Origin of the sequence: Stenotrophomonas sp. JAI102 (assembly GCF_013409105.1) — a bacterium.
Lineage (GTDB): Bacteria > Pseudomonadota > Gammaproteobacteria > Xanthomonadales > Xanthomonadaceae > Stenotrophomonas > Stenotrophomonas maltophilia_AA.
Genome location: NZ_JACCCI010000002.1, coordinates 390,304 through 411,700 on the forward strand (window position 1 = coordinate 390,304; position 21,397 = coordinate 411,700).

The 21,397-nt window shown below is 68.6% G+C and carries 19 protein-coding genes; 7 read left to right on the top strand and 12 right to left on the bottom strand.

Translation table 11 applies throughout. The annotated features are described in order from the left end of the window. Positions 1–34: 34 nt before the first annotated feature. Positions 35–1,327, bottom strand: a complete 1,293-nt coding sequence (locus HDC96_RS10365) for an NAD(P)/FAD-dependent oxidoreductase (RefSeq protein ID WP_179459922.1) — start codon at positions 1,325–1,327, stop codon at positions 35–37. Between the two features lie 162 nt (positions 1,328–1,489). Between HDC96_RS10365 and HDC96_RS10370 the strand changes: the two genes are divergently transcribed. Further along, the gene (locus HDC96_RS10370; protein ID WP_123730048.1) at positions 1,490–2,251 is read left to right on the top strand and encodes an NYN domain-containing protein; all 762 of its coding nucleotides are present in this window, start codon (positions 1,490–1,492) and stop codon (positions 2,249–2,251) included. A 76-nt stretch (positions 2,252–2,327) separates the two neighbouring features. Beyond that, positions 2,328–2,948, top strand: coding sequence for a glutathione S-transferase (locus tag HDC96_RS10375; RefSeq protein WP_179459923.1), 621 nt, complete (start codon positions 2,328–2,330; stop codon positions 2,946–2,948). 14 nt (positions 2,949–2,962) lie between these two features. Here HDC96_RS10375 and HDC96_RS10380 read toward each other — a convergent pair whose 3' ends face one another. Next, positions 2,963–5,143: a primosomal protein N' gene (locus tag HDC96_RS10380; RefSeq protein WP_179460387.1), complete on the bottom strand. Its 2,181-nt coding sequence runs from the start codon at positions 5,141–5,143 to the stop codon at positions 2,963–2,965. Between the two features lie 437 nt (positions 5,144–5,580). Here HDC96_RS10380 and HDC96_RS10385 point away from each other — a divergent pair, with 437 nt between their 5' ends. The 4 genes from HDC96_RS10385 (at position 5,581) to sppA (ending at position 10,608) form a co-directional block, all read left to right on the top strand. Next, the gene (locus HDC96_RS10385; protein WP_179459924.1) at positions 5,581–6,585 is read left to right on the top strand and encodes a hypothetical protein; all 1,005 of its coding nucleotides are present in this window, start codon (positions 5,581–5,583) and stop codon (positions 6,583–6,585) included. After that, complete coding sequence (locus HDC96_RS10390; protein ID WP_179459925.1) at positions 6,578–7,141, top strand: DUF3106 domain-containing protein; 564 nt, start codon at positions 6,578–6,580, stop codon at positions 7,139–7,141. Before HDC96_RS10385 ends, HDC96_RS10390 begins: the two co-directional genes overlap by 8 nt. A gap of 119 nt (positions 7,142–7,260) precedes the next feature. Next, complete coding sequence (locus tag HDC96_RS10395) at positions 7,261–8,625, top strand: MATE family efflux transporter (protein WP_179459926.1); 1,365 nt, start codon at positions 7,261–7,263, stop codon at positions 8,623–8,625. A 75-nt stretch (positions 8,626–8,700) separates the two neighbouring features. Beyond that, a complete protein-coding gene (gene sppA / locus HDC96_RS10400) occupies positions 8,701–10,608 on the top strand; it encodes a signal peptide peptidase SppA (RefSeq protein WP_179459927.1) in 1,908 nt (635 codons plus the stop codon). 73 nt (positions 10,609–10,681) lie between these two features. Here sppA and HDC96_RS10405 read toward each other — a convergent pair whose 3' ends face one another. Further along, positions 10,682–10,924, bottom strand: a complete 243-nt coding sequence (locus HDC96_RS10405; RefSeq protein ID WP_218842142.1) for a hypothetical protein — start codon at positions 10,922–10,924, stop codon at positions 10,682–10,684. A 154-nt stretch (positions 10,925–11,078) separates the two neighbouring features. Between HDC96_RS10405 and HDC96_RS10410 the strand changes: the two genes are divergently transcribed. Then, entirely contained in the window at positions 11,079–11,855 is a 777-nt protein-coding gene (locus HDC96_RS10410) for an SDR family oxidoreductase (RefSeq protein WP_019183576.1), read from the top strand. Positions 11,856–11,927: 72 nt separating this feature from the next. On the opposite strand, the gene HDC96_RS10415 is transcribed toward HDC96_RS10410, so the two are convergent. The 9 genes from HDC96_RS10415 to HDC96_RS10455 form a co-directional block, all read right to left on the bottom strand. Further along, positions 11,928–12,581 (bottom strand): DUF4124 domain-containing protein, encoded by a 654-nt coding sequence (locus HDC96_RS10415; protein WP_179459928.1) that lies wholly within the window; start codon positions 12,579–12,581, stop codon positions 11,928–11,930. 25 nt (positions 12,582–12,606) lie between these two features. Beyond that, positions 12,607–13,347, bottom strand: a complete 741-nt coding sequence (locus HDC96_RS10420; RefSeq protein ID WP_257018729.1) for a DUF4124 domain-containing protein — start codon at positions 13,345–13,347, stop codon at positions 12,607–12,609. Positions 13,348–13,453: 106 nt separating this feature from the next. Beyond that, a complete protein-coding gene (locus tag HDC96_RS10425) occupies positions 13,454–14,014 on the bottom strand; it encodes a Sua5/YciO/YrdC/YwlC family protein (protein WP_179459930.1) in 561 nt (186 codons plus the stop codon). A 64-nt stretch (positions 14,015–14,078) separates the two neighbouring features. After that, positions 14,079–16,571 carry a DNA topoisomerase I gene (locus HDC96_RS10430; RefSeq protein ID WP_179459931.1) on the bottom strand — a complete coding sequence of 831 codons (2,493 nt, stop codon included), beginning with the start codon at positions 16,569–16,571 and terminating at the stop codon, positions 14,079–14,081. Positions 16,572–16,765: 194 nt separating this feature from the next. Beyond that, positions 16,766–17,674, bottom strand: a complete 909-nt coding sequence (locus HDC96_RS10435; RefSeq protein WP_176988066.1) for an RDD family protein — start codon at positions 17,672–17,674, stop codon at positions 16,766–16,768. A 45-nt stretch (positions 17,675–17,719) separates the two neighbouring features. Further along, positions 17,720–18,457, bottom strand: a complete 738-nt coding sequence (locus tag HDC96_RS10440) for a GYF domain-containing protein (protein WP_179459932.1) — start codon at positions 18,455–18,457, stop codon at positions 17,720–17,722. A gap of 38 nt (positions 18,458–18,495) precedes the next feature. Beyond that, positions 18,496–18,969, bottom strand: a complete 474-nt coding sequence (locus HDC96_RS10445) for a DUF494 family protein (protein ID WP_088433666.1) — start codon at positions 18,967–18,969, stop codon at positions 18,496–18,498. Between the two features lie 42 nt (positions 18,970–19,011). After that, complete coding sequence (gene dprA / locus HDC96_RS10450; RefSeq protein ID WP_179459933.1) at positions 19,012–20,151, bottom strand: DNA-processing protein DprA; 1,140 nt, start codon at positions 20,149–20,151, stop codon at positions 19,012–19,014. A gap of 74 nt (positions 20,152–20,225) precedes the next feature. Beyond that, positions 20,226–21,356 (bottom strand): LysM peptidoglycan-binding domain-containing protein, encoded by a 1,131-nt coding sequence (locus tag HDC96_RS10455; protein WP_179459934.1) that lies wholly within the window; start codon positions 21,354–21,356, stop codon positions 20,226–20,228. Between the last annotated feature and the right edge of the window lie 41 nt (positions 21,357–21,397).

Consider the following 21,397-nt stretch of genomic DNA (forward strand, 5'->3'; position numbering starts at 1 on the left):
GCACGGCCGGCTGCCACTGTTGCGGCACGGACGATCACGGCGTCGGCGGTCGTTTCGGCCGGCGATCATCCTGCGCATCGCCGAAGATGATCCGCGCGCTGCGCTGGTAGCTCCAGTACGCCACCGCCCAGTTCAGCAGCACCACGACGCGGTTGCGGAAGCCGATCAGGAAGAACACGTGCGCGGCCAGCCAGAACCACCAGGCCAGCACGCCGGAGAGCTGCAGGCGTCCGAGGTGAACGATCGCGGCCATGCGGCCGATGGTCGCCAGGTTGCCGAAGTCCTGGTAGTTGAACGGGCCCGGCGCAGGCTTGCCAGCCAGCCGTGCCTGGATCGTGGTCGCTACGTGCTTGCCCATCTGCTTGGCCGCCGGCGCGACGCCGGGCACCGGTTTGCCGTCGGCCTGGGTCAGTGCGGCGAGGTCGCCGGCGACGAAGATTTCCGGGTGGCCGTCCAGCGTGAGATCGGGCTGCACCGGCACGCGGCCGGCGCGGTCCAGTGGGACGTCCAGCGTACGCGCCAGCGGTGAGGCGGCGACACCCGCGGCCCAGACCACGGTACGAGCCTCGACGAAGCGGTCGCCGAGCTGGAAGCCTTCGGCATTGATGTCGCTGACGGGGGTGCCGGTGAGCACTTCCACGCCCAGCTTCTCCAGCTGCCGACGCGCCTTGAGCGAGAGCACCTCGGGGAACGTCGACAGCACGCGCGGCCCGGCCTCGACCAGGCGGACCTTGGCCGAGGCGGGATCGATATGGCGGAACTCATTGCGCAGCGTGTGTCGTGCGATCTCGGCCAGGGTGCCGGCCAGTTCCACGCCGGTGGGGCCACCGCCGACCACGGCGAAACTGAGCCACGCCGCCTTGCGCGCGGGGTCGGGTTCGGCCTCGGCGCGCTCGAAGGCGAGCAGCAGCTTGCGGCGCAGTGCGATGGCATCGTCCAGCGTCTTCAGGCCCGGCGCATCGGTGGCCCATTCGTCGTGGCCGAAATACGCGTGGGTGGCGCCGGTGCACAGCATCAGGGTGTCGTAGGCGATCTGCGTGCCATCGGCCAGGGTCGCGGTGCGCGCCGCCTTGTCGATGTCGGTCACTTCGCCCAGCCGCACTTCAACGTTGCGCTGGTCGCCGAGGATGTGGCGCAGCGGCGCGGCGATATCCGGGGCCGACAGGCCCGCCGTGGCCACCTGGTAAAGCAGGGGCTGGAACAGATGGTGGTTGCGACGGTCCACCAGGGTGATGCGCACGTGTGCCGAGGCGAGGGCACGGGTGGCCCACAGGCCGGCAAAACCACCACCGATGATGAGCAGGTGGGGCGTGGGATCGCGGGTCATGCTTCACTCCTTGGCGGGCGCCGGAGGGGGGCGGCGCAGGTCGTCTCGTGATGCGGCCCATGGTCGCACGTGAAGCGCGATGTTCACGTCGATGGCCGATACTGGATTCAGGGGCCATCGCGCTTGTCCGATGGCCGATCCGATCCCACGCTGGAGACCGAGATGTCCGAACCGGAAAAGCGCATCGCCCTGTTGATCGATGCCGACAACGCGCCCTCGTCCAAGATCGATGCGGTGCTGGCCGAAGTCGCCCGCTACGGCGTGGCCAATGTCCGCCGCGCCTACGGCAACTGGAAGAGCCCGCGCCTGAAAGGGTGGGAATCGGTGCTGCACGAATACGCGATCCGCCCGATCCAGCAGTTCGCCTACAGCCGCGGCAAGAATGCCTCGGACATGGCGATGGTGATCGATGCGATGGACATGCTGTACGCCCGCAACCTGGACGGCTTTGCGATCGTCTCCAGCGATGCGGATTTCACCCCGCTGGTGATGCGCCTGCTGACCGACGGGGTCAAGGTGTATGGCTTCGGCGAGAAGAAGACGCCGGAGCCATTCGTCAACGCCTGCTCGAAGTTCACCTATATCGAAGCCCTGGGTCAGCCGCATGCGGCCGATCAGGAGGTGGAGCAGGACAACGAGGAGACCCGCCCGCGCAAGAGCGGCCCGGAGCTGCGCAACGACACCCGGCTGGTGCAGATGCTGCGGCGCGCGGTGACCTCGGCCGAAGCCGAGGATGGCTGGTCACACCTGGGCCCGGTCGGCAGCCAGATCGGCAACCAGGCTTCCTTCGATTCGCGCAATTACGGGTACGGCAAACTCAGCGATCTGCTGGCCGCGACCGGTCTGTTCGAGATGAAGAAGGACGGCAAATCGACCTATGTGCGCGCACTGCCGAAGAAGAGTGCGGCGAAGGCGGCGAAGTAACGGCGCGCGGTTGGGCGTATCGTAGCGGCACCGCGCGACCCCGGTGCCGCGCATCGCCCGCTACGAGAGTCCGACCATGCTGAAAATCTGGGGCCGTCGCAATTCCAGCAACGTGCGCAAAGTGCTGTGGTGTGCCGAGGAGATCGGGGCGCCCTACGAGTCGATCGAGGTCGGCGGTGCATTCGGTGGCACGCAGTCGCCGGAATACCGTGCGATGAATCCCAACGGTCTGGTGCCGGTGATCGAGGACCACGGCCTGCCGCTGTGGGAGTCCAACACGATCGTGCGCTATCTCTCCGCGCGCTACGCGCTGGGCACCTTGTACCCGGAAGACGTGGTGGCGCGCGCACAGTCGGAGAAGTGGATGGATTGGACCACCTCGACCTTCGCCGGGGTGTTCCGCGATCTGTTCTGGGGCACGCTGCGGACGGCCCCGGCCGACCGCGACGAGGCCCGTATCGCGGCGGCGCTGGTGCGCTCCGGCGAGCTGCTGGCGGTGGCCGATGACGCGCTGTCGCGGCAGCCGTATCTGTCCGGCGAGCAGTTCGCGATGGGCGATATCCCGCTGGGCGCCTTCATCTATGCCTGGTTCGAGATGCCGATCCAGCGCCCGGACCTGCCGCATCTGGCGGCGTGGTACGCGCGGTTGAAGCAGCGGCCGGCGTATCAGCGTGGGGTCATGACGGCGTTGACCTGAGAGGCCGTGCCGGCCTAATACAGATCCATCGGATCCACATCCAGCGACCAGCGCACCTTGCGTGCCTGCGGCAGCGCGGAAATCTGCGGTGTCACCTGATCCAGCACGCCATGCAGCGGGCGCCGGGCGGGTGAGGACAGCAGCAGCTGTGTGCGCTGGTAGCCGGCGCGGCGGGGCATCGGCGCCGGCATCGGGCCGTAGCGCTCCACGGCGGCATCGTCGGGAATCAGGGCACGCACGGCACTCAGCATCGCGTTGGCATGCTCCACCTGTTGCGCTTCGGCACGCAGCAGGGCCAGATGCGCGAACGGCGGAAAACCGGCCGCTTCGCGCTGCTGCAGTTCGGCCTCCGCGAAGGCGTGATAGCCGCCGTTGACCAGCGTCTCCAGCAGGGGATGCCCCGGGTGATGCGTCTGCAGCCAGACCTCGCCCGCATCGACCGCGCGCCCGGCGCGGCCGGCGACCTGGATCAGCTGCTGCGCGAGTTTTTCGCTGGCGCGGAAGTCGGCCGAGAACAGGCCTTCATCGATACCCACCACCACCACCAGGGTCAGCTTCGGCAGGTCGTGGCCCTTGGCCAGGATCTGCGTGCCGACCAGGATGCCCGCGCGATCACCGAGCGAGGCCAGCTGGGTTTCCAGCGCATCGCGCTTGCCGGTGGTGCCGCGGTCGATGCGGATCACCGGGAAGTCCGGGAAGGCCTCGACCAGGTGTTCTTCCAGTCGTTCGGTCCCGATGCCCTGCGGCTGCAGCGCGAGGCTGCCGCAGTCCGGGCACGCCAGCGGCGCGGACTGGCGTGCGCCACAGTGGTGGCACTGCAGGCGGCGGCCGCCGGCGTGCACGGTCATCGGCGCATCGCAGCGCTGGCACGGTGCGGTCCAGCCGCAGTCGTGGCAGAGCAGCACGGGGGCATAGCCGCGGCGGTTCTTGAAGACGAGCACCTGGTGCCCGGCCTGCAGGTGCTGGGTGATGCCGGCCAGTACTTCCGGCGAGAGCCCATCGCGCAGCGGCCGTTTGCGCACGTCGAGCACGCGGACCACCGGCGGACGCGCCGCGCCCGCGCGCTGCTTCAGGCGCAGGTGGGTATACCGCCCGGCATGCGCGTTGTGCAGCGATTCCAGTGACGGCGTGGCGCTGCCGAGCACCACTGCCACGTCCAGCGCCTTGGCGCGTACCAGCGCGAAATCACGCGCGTGGTAGCGGATGCCGTCCTGCTGTTTGTAGCTGCCGTCGTGCTCCTCGTCGATCACGATCAGGCCCGCATTCGGCAGCGGGGTGAACACCGCCGAACGCGTGCCGACGATGACCTGTGCTTCACCCCGCGCGGCGGCCGCCCAGACGCGGGCACGCTCGTTGTCGTTCAAGCCCGAGTGCAGCACATGCACCGGAATGCCCAGGCGGTTGCGGAAGCGCGACAGCGTCTGCGGGGTCAGCCCGATCTCCGGCACCAGCACCAGCGCCTGCCTGCCCCGCGCCAGGCAGGCGACGATCGCCTGCAGGTAGACCTCGGTCTTGCCGCTGCCGGTCACGCCATCGAGCAGGTAGGCGGCAAAACCGTCGGCGGCGGTGATCGCGGCGATCGCCTCGGCCTGTTCGGCATTGGGGGCAGGACCGCTGGCCGGCGATGCCACGGCCGGCGCGTGCGCCAGCGCGATCCGTTCGACGAGATCGCGCTTGGCCAGCGACCGGGCAGCGCTGCGCCAGTCGTCCATCAACGTATCCAGCCGGTCTTCGTTCACCACGCCCTCGGCCAGGCATTCAGCCAGGCGCTGCGGGCGGGTACCGCTGCGCAGCCTGGGCTGCGGGTCGCGGCCAGCGTCCGTCAACTGCCAGCCCCACTGATGGGTATCCGGCACGGCCTCCCCGCGCCGCAGCGGGCCGGGCAGCGCGGTGCTGATCACTTCGCCCAGGGGGGCATGGGTGTAGCGCGCCAGCCACTGCAGCGAGCGCCACAGCTCGCCGGTGACCAGCGGGGTGGTGTCGATCCACTCGATCGCCGCGCGCAGGCTGCCCGGGTCCTCCACCTGGCCGATCCCCGCCACCACCCCGACCAGCTCCCGGGAGCCGAACGGCACCCGGACCCGCTGCCCGGTCATCGCCGGATCCGGATCCGGGCCGGGCGGCGGGGCGTAGTCGAACAAGTGCGGCAGCGGCACCGGGAGGGCGACGCGCAGGGTCGAAGACGAGGAGGTCATCGGGTCAGTGTAGCGGGCGGCGGCGGACCCGATCACGCCCATTCACCGTCTCAACGGGATGCGCGCCAAATCATAAATCCCACCTAAATATCCGACTTGATTGGAGATTCAGGCTTATCCACATCTTCTGTGGATAAGTCTGTGTGCCACTGCGTATGTGACCGCCCTGCGTCAGGAACTTCCGACGTTCCTCTCACGTTGGTCAAAAAATAGCCAAGATACAATAGTCAATAAAAACAGCAGGATAGCTGTGAAACAAAGTTGAAACAGACTTGACGCGGGGCTCACGTGTGGTTCTACCCCGGTTTTCCGTGGTGCTGTGCACAACCTTTTGCGCCGGAAGGCTTTGCGGACCGTGGCCGCTCACAGGAAATGAACATCCGCGCGCCGCTGGAGTGACGCAATCGCTATCATTTCCACACAATGATGGAGTTGCTATGACGGCTGCGCCCGCCCCTGTTTCCTCTACCGCAGCCGGCGCGCTGTCGGCGTTTCTCCGTGGCGTTGAACGCCGCGCCCTGGTCGTGGCCGAGCTGCAGTGCGGCAACCCGACCGTCGCCGAGCAGGCCCTGGTCGCGGTCATGCGGGCTTTTGCCGGGATCGCCAGCGACCTGCCCATGGTCCAGTGGCCGGAGCGGTTCTGGTCGCTGCTGGTGCACCGCGCGCCGCTGCGCGAGCCGACCCCGGGCCGGTGGCCGGCGCCGCTGGAGCACCTGGCTGGCCTGACCCCGCCGGCGCGGCTCGCGTTCCTGCTGCGGATCGGCGGCGGTCTGGACGAAGCGGCGGCCGGACAGATCCTGGATCTGCCGATGGCCGACTATCAGCACGCCCTGGCCGATGCCTGCCCCCGCGATGCCCATGGCAATCCGGATGCCGCCGGCTGGCGCGCCCTGGCCGAGCAGGTCCAGTTGCGCATCCGCGATCTCCCGGCCAGCCGGCTGCAGCGCCTGCAGCAACCGGTCGCGGCACCGGCCAGCCAGCAGCCGGAGGCCGCCTCCTGGCGCACCCCGGTCAAGTCCGATGCGCCCGCCCAGCGCCAACCGGTCAAGCGCCCGCGTGGCCGTCGCTTCCCGTGGAAGGGCGTGCTGATCGTGGCCGTCACCGCCGGCGTGCTGCTCGGTGGCGCGGCGTGGTGGAAACACGCCCGCCAGGCCGGCGGGCCGGAGGTGACGGCCCCCGAAGGCGCGGTCGCCGATGCGGGGCCGGTCACCGTGGAAGCGTTGCCTGCCGACGACCTGCCGACCGTGGCCCCGAGCGCGTCGCCGTACGCTGCCAGCGATGCGGCAATGCTGGCCGATCCGGACCTGCCGACCGCCCGCGATGCCGATCTGTACGCGTGGTTCGCCGCCGGCGGCCCCGTCCCGGTCGACGAATCGCAGGCCCAGCCCAGCCGCCCCGAACCCGCTACCGCCGGCCTGGAGACGGCTGCCGCCGATGAGTAAGCCTGCCTTCCTGCTGATCGCCCTGGGGCTGTCGAGCGCCGCCAGCGCTGCCCCCAACCGGGTCGAGGTTCCTCTCGCCGTGCCCGCACCGACCCGTGCCACCGCGCCGGCCATCCCGGCGACCCCGGCAGCGCTGGACCCGGCCCAGCTGCGCGAGCTGCGCAGCCGCTATGCCGCCTGGCAGGCCATGGGCGAAAGCGAGCGTGCCCGCGTCCGTGCCGCCGCGGCGCGGGTTGCGGCGCTGCCTCCGGCCCAGCAGCAGGCGCTGCGCCAGCGCTTCGCCGAGCAGGACCAGCGCTTCCGCGACGGCTGGCTGCTCGGCCCGCAGCTCGGCCACGAGTTCACCAAGCTGCAGGGCCTGTTCGGCTATCTGCCGGCCGAGCAGCGCCCGACCGCGTTGGCGGTGCTGCGCCAGCTCACGCCGTCCCAGCTCACCCAGTTGACCCTGGTCGCCCAGCGCACCCCGCCGCAGGACCGCGACCGCGTCCGCGCCGAGTTCCTGGCCGTGGCCCCGGGCGCGCGTGATACCTGGCTGCGCGAGCACGTCGGGCACTGACGGCATCGCCACGTTTAACTGAAAGCGCGGCTTTTCCCCGGCCGCGCGCGTAAGATGTCGGGCCGCAACCCGGTGCCTGTGCCCTCCGCGCGCGACCGCAGTTGCCGTCTGTGACGTCCATGTCTACCGCTTCCTCCACGCCGCGCCTCTCCCGGGAAGTGCGCGCCACCGGTCTGCTCGCGCTGCCGCTGGTTCTGGGCCATGTTTCCACCGGCCTGATTTCCTTCGTCGACAACGTGATCGCCGGTCACCACGGCACCCACACGCTCGCGGCCGTCACCATCGGCACGGCGCTGCTGTGGCTGCCGATGCTGATCCCGATCGGTACCCTGATCTCGCTGACCGCCTCGGTCTCGCAGCTGCACGGCGCGGGCCGCGAGCGCGAGATCGGCCCGCTGTTCCGGCAGGCGCTGTGGCTGGCGCTGGGCCTGGGCCTGATCATGTTCACCTTCCTCACGGTGGTGCCGCCGCTGCTGCCGGCATTCGGCATCGCGCCGGACATCGTGCCCGGCGCGACCGCGTTCCTGCATGCGGTGCGCTGGGGCGGCCCGGCGCTGACGCTGTACTTCTGCATGCGCTACCTGAGCGAGGGCATGCACTGGACGCTGCCGACGATGCTGCTTGGCTTCGGCGGCCTGTTGGTCCTGGCGCCGTTGGGCTACGTGCTCTGCTACGGCAAACTTGGCTTCCCCGAGATGGGCGCCGAAGGCCTGGGCATGGCCTCGGCGATCATGATGTGGCTGCAGGCGCTGTGCTTCGCCGGCTACCTCTGGAAAACCAAGCGCTTCGCCCACCTGCAGCTCTTCTCGCATGTCGAGGCACCGCGCTGGAGCGCGATCTGGGACCTGCTGCGGACCGGCCTGCCGATCGGCATCACCGTGCTGATGGAAGGCGGACTGTTCATCGTCACCGCACTGCTGATCGGCCGCCTCGGTGCCACCGAAGCGGCCTCGCACCAGATCGCGATCAACGTCGCCCAGCTGTGCTTCATGATCCCGATGGGCGTGGCCGAGGCCACTACGGTGCGGGTCGGTCATGCGGTCGGCAGCGGCAACGGGCTGGGCGTGCGCCGCGCGGCGATCGCCGGGCTGCTGATCATCCTGGGCACCCAGACGCTCTCGGCGCTGGTGCTGCTGTTCGGCCATGACGCCATCGTCGGCGTCTATACGAACGATCTGGGCGTGGCCGCGCTGGCCTCGACCCTGCTGCTGTATGCGGCGGCGTTCCAGTTCCCGGATGGCATCCAGGTGCTCTCGGCCGGCGCGCTGCGCGGGCTGAAGGACACCCGCGTGCCGATGTTCATCGCGATGTTCTCGTACTGGGGCCTGGGCATGCCGCTCGGCGCCGGGCTGGGACTGGGCCTGGGCATGGGCCCGCAGGGGATGTGGCTGGGCCTGATCCTGGGCCTGACCGCCGCCGCCATCCTGATGGCCTGGCGCCTGCGCGTGAGCAGCGCCCGCGCCGGGCTCCCTTTGACACCCTGACTTGTGTCCGATGCCGGCGCGCCCGGCACCGGCTATTCTGGCACCACGGCAAGAAGCCACTCTGGAGTTACCCCCATGAACCAACCCGCGCGTCGCAATCCCGTCGCCAGCTTCTTCATCGGGCTGTGGGATGTGATGAACTTTACCCGCCGGCTCATCCTCAACCTGGTGTTCTTCGGCCTGCTGTTCCTGATCCTGATCCTGTTCATCGTCGCGATGGGCAAGAGCGCGACCTCGACGGCATCGCTGCAGGACCGCACGACCCTGGTGATCGCACCCGAAGGCCGTCTGGTCGAGCAGTTCAGTGCCGATCCGGTCAGCCGCGCGCTGGGCAAGGCGGTCGGTGACAAGGGCGCCGAAGAAATCCAGCTGCGCGATCTGATCCGCGCGCTGGAGGCCGCCAAGACCGACAAGAAGATCGAGCGCGTGGTGCTCGAGCTGGACAAGCTGCAGCCGAGCGGTTTCGCCTCGATGCGCGAAGTGACCGTCGCGCTGCAGGAACTGCGTGCCGCCGGCAAGCAGGTGGTGGCCTTCAGCGAGAACATGAGCCAGTCGCAGTACCTGCTGGCCTCGCAGGCCAATGAGGTCTACCTGGATCCGATGGGCGGCGTGGTGCTCGAGGGCCTGGGTCGCTACCGCCAGTACTTCCGCACCGGCCTGCAGGACAAGCTCGGCGTGGACGTGCACCTGTTCAAGGTGGGCGAGTACAAGTCGGCTGCCGAACCGTACGTGCTGGATGCCGCTTCGCCGCAGGCCAAGGAAGCCGACCTGTTCTGGATGAACGATGTGTGGCAGCGCTACCTGGCCGACATCGCCAAGGCGCGCAAGCTCGACCCGGCACAGCTGGCCGCCGGCATCGACACCATGCCCGAAGGCATCGCTGCCGCCGGTGGCGACCTGGCCAAGTTCGCCCTGCAGCAGAAGCTGGTCGACGGCCTGAAGACGCGCGAGGAAGTGGACACCCTGCTGACCGAACGCGGCATCGCCGACGATGACGCCGACGGTGGCTACCGCAACGTCAACCTCGATGCGTACCTGAGCGTGCTCGACAGCCGTCGCTCGCCGGTGGACTCGCGTCCGCAGGTGGCGGTGATCGTGGCCTCCGGTGAAATCTCCGGCGGCGATCTGCCGGCCGGCCGCATCGGTGGCGAATCGACCTCGGCGCTGCTGCGCGAGGCGCGCGACGACAAGGACGTGAAGGCCGTGGTGCTGCGCGTCAGCTCGCCGGGCGGTGAAGTGTTCGCCTCCGAGCAGATCCGCCGCGAAGTGGTCGCGCTGAAGGAAGCCGGCAAGCCGGTGGTGGTCTCGATGGGCGATCTGGCTGCTTCGGGCGGTTACTGGATCAGCATGAATGCCGATCGCATCTATGCCGACCCGTCCACGATCACCGGTTCGATCGGCATCTTCGGCATGATCCCGAACGTGGCCCGCTCGCTGGACAAGATCGGCGTGCATACCGATGGCGTGGGCACCACCCGCTTCGCCGGTGCGTTCGACATCACCCGCCCGATGGACCCGGCCGTGGGCCAGGTCATCCAGTCGGTGATCAACAAGGGCTACGCCGATTTCACCGGCAAGGTCGCCGCCGCGCGCAACAAGCCGGTGGAAGCCGTCGATGAAGTCGCTCGTGGCCGTGTGTGGAGCGGTGCGCAGGCCAAGGAACGCGGCCTGGTCGATGAGTTCGGTGGCCTGAAGACCGCCGTCGCCGATGCCGCCAGCCGCGCCAAGCTCGGTGAGGCCGGCAAGTTCCGCGTGCGTTACATCGAGAAGGCGGCCACGCCGTTCGCGCAGTTCCTCAGCGGCTTCGCCGGCAGCCATGCCGGTGCCTGGATGCTGGGCGAGTCGGGCATGGCGCGTCTGATGCTGGCCCGTTCGATGCCGGAGCTGGACACCCAGCTGCGCTTCGTCGAAGACGCCGCACGCGACCCGCGCAACAACGCCGCGCCGGTCAAGACGCTGGTGTACTGCTTCTGCGGTCTGTAAGCGGCCTCAGCGGCACCGTATGACACCCGAACGCCCGGCCTGTGCCGGGCGTTCTGCTCTCCGGCCGGTGGGGTCAGGGGCTGGGGTCGGGCGGTGGCGTATCGCCGGTGGCACGATCCACCTCGGCCGCCTGTGCATCAGCGGAGTGCTGCAGGGTGTCGCCGACCGACCTGGCGCGGTCGATCGGTTTCTGGATTGCATCGCGCAGTTCGGTGGCCTGCGGTTCCGGCGGTGTATCCGGTGCCGGCGGCACCGGGCGGTTGCAGGCGCTCAGCGCGATCATCGCGAGCAGCGGCAGGGCAATACGGATCGTCATGGCAACCTCCCTCGTTGAGCCGGTAGCGGAGGACCAGTGTCCCACCGCCTCGCGCATCGCGCGTGATGGCCTCCGGTGCGCGGGCCATCGCGCGTTATCCTATCCGGGCAGCACCGTGGGTGCCGCATTCCATGGATCACTGCAGGAGAAGGGCGTGAGCGCGCAACGTTGGCGACTGGATGGACAGACCGCATTGATCACCGGCGCCAGTGCCGGCATCGGCTTGGCGATCGCGCGCGAACTGCTGGGCTTCGGTGCGGACCTGCTGATCGTCGGCCGCGATGCCGACGCCCTGGAAATGGCCCGCGACGAACTGGCCGATGCCTTCCCTGACCGGGAGATCCACGGCCTGGCCGCCGACGTCTCCGACGACGAGGATCGTCGCGAGATCCTGGACTGGGTGGAAGACCACAGCGATGGCCTGCACATCCTGGTCAACAACGCCGGGGGCAACATCAGCAAGCCGGCCACCGAATACACCGAAGACGAGTGGCGCGGGATCTTCGAGACCAATCTGTTCTCGGCGTTCGAGCTGTCACGCTACGCGCACCCGCTGCTGGCCCGGCACGCGGCCTCGGCGATCGTCAATGTGGGCAGCGTCTCCGGCCTGACCCATGTACGCAGTGGTGCGGTGTACGGCATGACCAAGGCCGCGATGCACCAGATGACCCGCAACCTGGCCGTGGAATGGGCCGAGGACGGCATCCGCGTGAACGCCGTGGCGCCGTGGTACATCCGCACCCGGCGCACCTCCGGGCCGTTGTCCGATCCGGATTACTACGAGCAGGTGATCGATCGCACCCCCATGCGCCGCATCGGCGAGCCGGAAGAGGTGGCTGCGGCCGTGGGCTTCCTGTGCCTGCCCGCGTCCAGCTACGTCACCGGCGAGTGCATCGCGGTGGATGGCGGGTTCCTGCGCTACGGGTTCTGAGCCGGCCAGCGGCCGGCACTACCGGTCACAGGGTGCGCGGCAGAACGCGGTCATGGCACACGGTGAGTCCAGTCATGGCACGGGGCAATCGCTCTCCGCCAACACCGCTTCCAGGCGCGCGCGCTCGGCGGTCGCGGCCGCCTGATTTTCCGGCGCGGCGAAACGCTCGCGGCCGCGCGCATCGCGGAAGCGCTGTTGCCAGCTGCTGCAGCGCTGGGCTTCCGCCACGGGCTCGCAGACATCGCGCACGACTTCGCAGCTGGCCGCATTGCTGGGCGGGCTGCTGCCGCCGAGGCCGGTGATGGCCAGCGACTCGCAGCGCGACGGCGCCGGTTCGCGTTCGTGCAGATAGCGGCTGCCCTCGGCGGAGACGCACTGATAGATCTCCGGCAGCGGCGGCCTGGCCGGCGCGTCGTCGTCGGGTCCGGCCGTCGGCGCTTCCGGGCGCAGCGCCGCGCTGTCGAGTAGGCCGCTGTCCTCGTCACCTTCCTGCGGCAACGGCGGCATGGTGTGACGGGAGGTGGGTGCGACCGGCGTGGACGGCAGGTCGGCCGGCGCGCGGACCGGTGCGCTGATCCGCTGGATGCGCTGCTCGCTGCCGGCCGGGCAGGCCACGCTCTGGATGGTCAGGTTGCCGCCCGCATCGGTGCAGCGGAAGAACACCGCATCGTCGGCGGCCGCCGGCAGGGGCACGAGCAACAGGAGCAGCAGGAACCGTCGTTTCATCGCATCAGTGTAGAGCGCAGCGCGCTCAGTGGCCGCCGCAGTCCTGGTCCAGGCGCGCATCGATCCCGCGCTGCTCGCGGGTCAGCGCGTCGCGCTCGCCCTGCAGCGCGCTGTTGTAGCGGCGGATCAGATTCCAGCGCCGGTCTTTCAGCCGCGAGCAGACTTCCTGTGCGGGCAGCGCATGGCATTCGTCGCGGACCAGTACGTTGCCGGCCGGCACCACCACGTTGTTCTCCACACCCGGGTACGGATAGCCACCGCCTTGCCACTGCGAGCTGCCACCCCCGATGTTGATGCTGCCGCCGACCCGTGAGCCGCCGCCACTGACGGAGAGCGAGCCGCCACTGCTGCGCACCGCGCCGCTGCCCATCGGCATGATCGGTGGCAACGGCCGTGAGGGCGGGTAGCCACCCGGCGGTGGCCGCGGGCCGGGCCGATAGGGCAGATAGGCATTCGTCCAGATCGGCACCCAGCGCGGATTGCCCTCGCTGCTGTCGCTGACGTAGGTGTCGCCCTCGCTGGTGGTGCATTCGTACATCGGCTGCGGCGGCTGCACGTGCACGTAGCGGATCTCGCGGTCGGGTGCTCGCGCTGCAGGTGTCGGGTCGGGCGCGCGGTCGCTGCGTACCACGCGCGGGGCGGGGTCGCGCGGGCGCTGCATGTCGCGCACTTCCTGGCGACCTTCGCGGCACGGTGCATCCTGCAGCGAGACGGCGCCGTTGCTGCCGACGCAGCGATAGACACGCACATTGTCGCTCTGGGCCATCGCAGGCGTGAGGGGGCCGAGCACGGCGAACAGGGACAACCACAAGGCAGGGCGCAGGGTCATGCGCGCAGTGTGCGGGTTTGGCCGCCGCGGCGCAAAAGCCGGCTCAGCTGCGCAGCACCTGGCCGCTGAGCGCATCGCGGATCGGCGTGGGTTGCGCCAGGCCACCGGTCTGGCCATCGATCAGGCCATCCAGCAAGGCCAGCAGGCGCGGGTCCAGTTCGTCACGGGTGCGGGCCGGTGGCTCGCCGGCGAGGTTGGCGCTGGTGGAGACCAATGGTCCGCCCCAGGCCCGGCACAGCGCGGCAACCAGCGGGTGTGCGCTGATCCGCACCGCGATGCCGCTGTGCTCGCCGGTGATCCAGCGTGGCGCACGTTTGCCGGCCGGCAGGATCCAGGTGTTGGCGCCGGGCCAGCTGGCCAGCACCACGCCCTGGCGGTCCGGCGGCAGGGCATCCATGCGCACCCAGCCATCCAGCTGGGCCGGATCGGCGGCGACCAGGATCATGCCCTTCTCGACCGGGCGCTGTTTGAGCTGCAGCAGCTTCATCACCGCCGCCTCGTGCGCCGGATCGCAGCCCAGGCCCCAGACCGCTTCGGTGGGATAGGCGATCACCCCGCCGGCGCGCAGCGCAGGCAGGGCGGTGTCCACAGTGAGTTCGTTCATGACAGGCAGGCCGGATGCATGGCCCGCATTATCCTCCCGCCGTGGCGGGAGGGGTCAACCAGGCTCAGGGAGCCGCAACCTTCTTGACGGCCTTCTTCACGGCCTTCTTGGCCACTTTCTTGGTGGCCTTCTTCGCGACCTTCTTCACCGCGGCCTTCTTGGTGGCGGTCTTCTTGGTCGCTTCGCCCGCGGCGGCTTTCCTGGCCGGTGCCTTCTTGGCCACGATCTTCTTCGCGGCCTTCTTGCCGAAGCCCTTGCGCACCGGCTTGCCGGTGTCTTCCATCAGCTTCTGCACTTCGGCCAGGGTCAGCGACGCGGGTTCGCGATCCTTCGGGATCTTGCCGTTCATCTTGCCGTCGCTGATGTACGGGCCGAAGCGGCCGTTGAGGACCTGGATCTCGCTGCCCTCGAATTCCTTGATGATCCGGTTGCGCGCGATCTCTTCCTTCTCTTCGATCAGGAACACGGCGCGGGCCAGGTCGATGGTGTACGGGTCGTCTTCCTTCTTCAGCGAGGCATAGGTGCTGCCGCGCTTGGCGAACGGACCGAAGCGACCGATGCCGACGCTGACATCCTCATCTTTGTCCTGGCCGAGCGCGCGCGGCATCAGGAACAGCTCCAGCGCGTCTTCCAGGGAGATGGTGTGCATCGACTGGCCCGGGCGCAGCGAGGCGAACTTGGGCTTGTCCTCGGCGTCCTCGGCGGTGCTGCCGATCGCCGCGTACGGCCCGAAACGGCCCAGGCGCACGCTGACCGGCTTGCCGGTCTTGGGGTCGGTACCGAGCTCGCGCGCGCCACTGGCTTCGGCGCGGTCGACCGATTCGTTCTTTTCGCCGACCAGCTTGTGGAACGGTTCCCAGAACCGTGCCATCAGCGGGATCCAGTCTTCCTCGCCCCGCGACACCGCATCGAGCTCGTCTTCGAGCTTGGCGGTGAAGTCGTAATCCACGTACTGGGTGAAGTGGCTGGACAGGAATTTGGACACCGCACGGCCCACGTCGGACGGGCGGAAGCTGCGGCCTTCCATTTCCACGTATTTGCGGAACAGCAGGGTCTGGATGATCGAGGCGTAGGTCGAGGGACGGCCGATGCCGTACTCCTCGAGCGCCTTGACCAGCGCCGCTTCGGTGAAGCGCGGCGGCGGCTGGGTGAAGTGCTGTTCGGCCAGGATGCGCTCGAGCGGCACGCGGTCGCCGGGCTTCATCGCCGGCAGCTTGCGGCCTTCATCGTCGTCCTCGGCGCTCTTGTTGTCCTTGCCTTCCTCGTACACGGCGAGGAAGCCGGGCACGACCACGGTGGTGCCGCTGGCGCGGAACACGTGCTCGCTGCCGGCCGAGAGGTCCACGCTGACGGTGTTGAGCGTGGCCGGGATCATCTGGCAGGCGACGGCGCGCTTCCAGATCAGCTCGTACAGCTTGCGCTCGTCATCGGTGAGGAAGCGCGCCACCTGGGCAGGCGTGCGCAGCGCCGAGGTCGGGCGCACGGCTTCGTGGGCTTCCTGGGCGTTCTTGGATTTGGTCTGGTAGGTGTTCGGCTGGTCTGGCAGCGAGCCGATGCCGTAGTCGCGCGCGATCACGTCGCGGATCTCGGCCAGCGCGTCCTGCGAGAGGTTCACCGAGTCGGTACGCATGTACGAGATCAGGCCGACGGTGCCTTCTTCCTCACCGATCGCCATGCCTTCGTACAGCTTCTGCGCGACCTGCATGGTCTTGCGCGTGGTGAAGCCGAGCTTGCGCGAGGCTTCCTGCTGCAGCGTGGAGGTGGTGAACGGCGGGGCCGGGCGGCGCTTGCGCTCCTTGCTGACCACGTCGGTGACATGCAGGGCGCCCTGGGCGGCCTGCTGGATGCGCATGCGCGCGGCCTCGGCGGTGTCGCCGTCGGTCACGGTGAACTGTTCGAACTTCTGGCCGTCCAGCTTGATCAGGCGCGCATTGAAGTGCTGCGAGGGATGCGCGCACAGCGCATCGATGCTCCAGTACTCGCGGGCGATGAAGGCTTCGATCTCTTCTTCGCGCTCGACGATCATGCGCAGCGCCGGGCTCTGCACGCGGCCGGCGGACAGGCCGCGCTGCACCTTGCGCCACAGCACCGGGGACAGGTTGAAACCGACCAGGTAGTCCAGCGCGCGGCGCGCCTGCTGGGCATCGACCAGATCGCCGGCGATCTCGCGCGGGTGGCCCATCGCTTCCTTGATGGCGCGCGGGGTGATCTCGGTGAAGACCACGCGCTGCATCGGCTTGTCCTTGACCAGCCCGCGTTCCCTCAGGATTTCGGCGATGTGCCAGCTGATCGCTTCACCCTCGCGATCCGGATCGGTCGCCAGGAAGATGTCGTCGGCGCTTTTGGCGGCCTTGACGATGGCATCGACGTGCTTTTCGTTCTTCTCGATGAGGTCGTAGCGCATCGCGAAGTTGTTGTCGGGATCGACCGCACCTTCCTTGGGCACCAGGTCACGCACATGCCCATACGAGGCCAGGACAGTGAAGTCCTTGCCGAGGTATTTGTTGATCGTCTTGGCCTTGGCGGGCGATTCGACGATGAGCAGGTGCTTGGGCATGGCGTCAGGATTCTATGGGCAGGGCCCCGGGGAGGGCCGCTAGGGTGGAGCAAATGGCCGCATTAGTGAAGCGGCGCGGGCGATATACATAAACCGAACGCCCGGGGGTGGGCCGGGCGTTCAGCTTTCTGCCTATTAGTGGAATCACGTCGGGACCGCTCATGTCAAGCGGCCCGATGTGAGGATTGCTCAGATCACGACATCGAGGCGATCACGCCGATCATGGCGATCATCACGCCGAACAGGGCCACCACGGCCAGTGCGGCGATCACCAGGATCACGATGGTGACCGTGCCCAGGCCGCGCTGCTGCAGCTCGGGATGCTCGGTGAAGGCCCATTTGTCCACCACCAGGGTGTCGCACATCATGTCGTGCAGCGCCTGCTTGCGCTCGGTGAAGGCGGCCATGATGAAACCGATCATCAGGATCAGGCTGCTGACGATGGTCGCCAGGTAGCGGCAGAAAGCCCGCAGGAAGCTGATCCGCTCGCCATTGCCGCGCACCACCTTGATGCCGACCGCCATCTTGCCCAGCGTGGCCCCGCCGCGCGAGGCGTGGAAGCCGGCGTAGTAGCCGATGCTGATGACCAGGCTGAGCAGCATCACCACCAGCGTCAGCGCGACCTGCACGCCTTCGTTGCCCGAGCTGGCGCCCATCACGTTGATGATCATGCTCAGCGGCAGGGTGACCACGGTGAGCAGGATGTAATCGATGAAGTAGGCGGCGTAGCGCTTCCAGAAACCGGCATAGACCACGTCCTGGCCGTCGACCACGGCCGAACCGGCATAACCGGTGGCCGCGGCAGGCGCGGTATACGGCGAGTAGGTGCCGCCACCGGTGCCCGGCAGCGGCGCGGTGCCGTTGTCGATCGCGGTGTAATCCCCGCGCAGATCGATGCCGTTGCCGAGGTTGCTGGCGGCCGAGGCCAGGTTCTGCAGCTGCAGCTCATCGACGGCCTCGGACAGCGGCGCCCACTGCGCGAACCCCTCGCGCCACACCAGCGTAGCCAGGGTGATGTCACCCCGCTGGAAGCGCTGGCGCATGTCCTCTGCGCTCAGCGGTCCCTGACGTTCCTGGCCATCGGCGAAATACCACTCAGTCATTGCTTCAATCCCCTGTTGGGTGCATCCATGGACATGCGTCCGTTATCAGCCGCGGCATTCCAGCGGCAGGTACTTGTCATCGGGTTCGCCGCTGCATTCCCAGTGCCCGGCGCCGTTGTAGTCCAGCCACAGCAGCTTGCCGTCCAGCGGGGTGCTGCCCGGGACGGTCAGCTCGGCTTCCACGCCGCAGTGGCCGTTGTCGAAGCGACCGATGCGCACCGCACCGATGGCACCGTCGGCGTAGCTTTCGGCCGGCTGGAAGCCTTCGTCATCGTTGACCGGGCAGCGGCCGTACTCGTCGTGGAATCCAGCCACCGCAAGCTTGATCGGAGCCAGCGTCACCAGCGCCTCGCTGGTCTTGGACCGCGCGACGTACTCCTGATAGACCGGCAGGGCGATCGCCGCGAGCACGGCGCCGACAATGACCACCAGCACCCCGATTACGCCCGCGATGATGCCCACGATCGCGCAGCCGCTCAGTCCCTTGCGGGGCGGCGGAACGGCGACGGGAGGGACGGGAGTGACGGGAACGGCCGGTGTGGCGGGAAGCGCCGGCGGCACGGCGGGGCCGGGCTCCGGGGTTTCCACGGTGTCAGCGACAGGGGGGATGTCCAGGCCGATCTCGGCCGCCACTGTTTCCAGCGGCTGCCACTGGGCCATGCCGTCGCGCCAGACCAGCGTATCCAGCGCGATGCGGCTGGAACGGTAGAGCGCGATCAGTTCGTCAGCAGGCAGCGGACCGCGCTGCTGACTGTTTCCTTCTGCAAAGAACCACTGGTCCACGGGCCCGCTCCTGAATGCGCAAGGCGCTCAGTGTACGGTCAGTGAAGCGGTTCCGGCTCGTCCACGAACATCTGGGTTTCCATCCAGGCGTACGCGGCCTCGGCCCCGGGCTGGTTGAACAGCACCATCAGCACGACCCACTTGAGGTCGTCCAGGTCCAGTTCGTCCTGGTCCAGCGCCATCGCCCGGTCCAGCACCAGCTCGCGCTGGCTGGCGTCGAGGATGCCGTGCTGCTCCAGGAACATCAGGAAGCCGCGGCCTTCCACGTCGAGCTTGTCCAGCTCGGGGCCATGGAAAATCCGCACCGGGCCATTGACGCGGCCCAGCACGACGGCGGGCCGCTGCTCGGCGAGCGCGTCCAGCCAATCGAAGGCTTTGTTGATCTCGGTGGGGCTGAAGCCAGCCTGGATCAGGCCGTTCTGGAGGGAGTCGCGGTCGCGGATGAGGTCCGCGTCTTCGCTGAAATAGTGTTCGAACAGGTACAGCAGGACATCCAGAATGCTCTCTTTCATTGCCCCTCGGCCTGCGTCAACGACGCTGTGGAGGTGAAGAAACTAGGGTTTTCGACAGTAGCGACCATGGGCGGCCATTACCTTTCCATCCAGTTCCATGACCAGCAGCATGGCCGACAGCTGGGCCGCCGTCAATCCGCTGCGCTGGATCAATGAATCCATACCCGTTGGGTCGTGATCCAGGGCTTTCCACAAGCACTGGTAGTCCGGGTCGGTGTAGGAAGGGGCGCGCTCGGGCGCCGGTCGTGCCTGTTCAGTGGGGGCGTCCAACCGGGTTCGCAAGGCCCCGGCCAGGGTCTGGGCCAGGGCGGCCAGGCCGGCAGTCACCTCGGCCGGTTCCTCGACCAGGGCCGCGCCCTGCCGGATCAGCCGGTGGCAGCCGCGGGCCCGTGGGTTGCGGATCGAGCCGGGCAGGGCGAACACCTCGCGGCCCGCCTCCGCGGCGCAGCGGGCGGTGATCAGCGCGCCCGAGCGCTGCGCGGCCTCGATCACCACGGTGCCGAGGCTGAGCCCGGCGATGATCCGGTTGCGCGCGGGAAAATGCGCCTGGGTCGCCGGCATGCCCGGTGCGTATTCGCTGACCACGGCCCCGATAGCGGCGATCCGTTCATGCAGGGCGGCATGCCGGGGCGGATAGGTCTGGTCCAGGCCGGTGGCGACGACGGCCACGGTCATGCCGCCGGTCACCTGCAGCGCGCCGTCATGGGCCTGGGCGTCGACCCCGGTCGCCAGCCCGCTGATGACCGACCAGCCGTCCGCGGCCAGCGCGGTGGCGAAGTCATGCGCGTGCTCGCGACCGCCGGGGGAGGGCGAACGGCTGCCGACCACCGCCACGGCCGGATGCCAGAGCCGCGCCGGGTCGCCGTCGACGAACAGGGCCACCGGCGGCTCCTCGATCTGGGCCAGCAGGGCCGGGTAGTCCGGATCGGTCAGTGCGAGCAGGTGATGGCGGTCATCGACCAGCCAGGCCAGGGCATGCGCCAGATAGCGCGCGTCCGGCAGGGCCAGCCGGGCGCGTTGCGCGGGCGTGCAGCCGGCGGCCCGCCAGGCGGTCGGGCCGGCCCGCAGCGCCGCTGCGGCATCCGGAAACCGGCGCAGCAGGCGCAGGCGGGGCGGCAGCGCACCGCCGGCCAGGACCAGGGTGATCAGGGCGGTGGACGAGGCCAGGCAGGGAATAGGCATCCCTGCAGCGTGCGGCGCAGACGACGACGGCGCCCTAGGGCGCCGTCGAATGGAAGCGTAGGACTCTGCCGCGCTTACTGCTTATCGGGATGCAGTGCCGAATAGCCGACCTTGACCGGCTTGATCCCTTCCATCACCAGCGCGTAGCTGATGTTCTCGAAGGTGCGGAACACCATCGCGTGGGCGGCGTACTCGTCCGGCAGGGTGACCCGGCCGGCGCCGCTGGTCAGCGAATCGTCCATCCGCGACGAGTTCGGGTAGTCCATGCGGTGGGCCACATGGCGGCCCTGGCGCCACAGCGAGAACACCGTGCCGTTGTCGACCCCGTTGGCGCTGCCGGCGGAGATCGCGATCACATCGCGCGGGCCGCCTGCAGTGAAGGTGTCGGCCACCGCCAGCACGCGGACATCCAGATCGGCGGTCTGCGGGGCGGGCACGTGCGGCACGAACTGCAGGTCGTAGGGGCGGGCCTCGACCGGGACCAGGCGGTCGCCGGCGCGGACTTCACGGCCGTCGACCTGGCCCTGCAGCACCAGCGAGGTCACCTCGACGTTGCCGCTCTGCACACGGCTCACCGTACCGACATTGATCTGGGCCAGTTCGTAGCCGAGCGTCTGGTGGCGCTTGCTCGGCACGATGAAGGCCTTCCAGACGTTGCCGCTGCCGGGCGTGGTATCGCCGCGGGCGTTCAGGTCTTCGGTCGGCTTGGGCAGGGCGTACTGCACGGTCGGCCGGACCACGGCGTAGCGCTGGCCGACCTGGGCATTCTCCAGGCCCCGCACATAGGCGGTCTGGCCAGTGGTGGCGCGCAGGCGGTTGTCTTCCAGATTGACCACGTAGGGCAGCGACTTGACCTCGTCGACCACGCTCAGCTGCTTCAGGAAGGGCTCGACCTGCTCCAGCGGGACGCCGTTGATCGGGGCCTCCTGGCGCGGGCCGGGCTGGGCCACGACGCGGTCCAGATAGGCCAGGCTCAGCACGTCACCCGGGTAGATCAGGTGTGGATTCTTGACCTGCGGGTTGGCCTGCCAGATCTCCGGCCACAGCCAAGGCTTCTGCAGGAAACGCGCCGAGATGTCCCACAGCGTGTCCCCTTTGCGCACGACATAGGTATCCGGGTGCCCGCCATTCATTTCCACGGCGGTAGCATAGGTAGCGACGGTCAGCATCGCCACGGCGACGACCGTACGAGTTCGTTCAAACATAGATGTGGTGCCTGATTCCCCAACAGGTTCGCGCACTATAG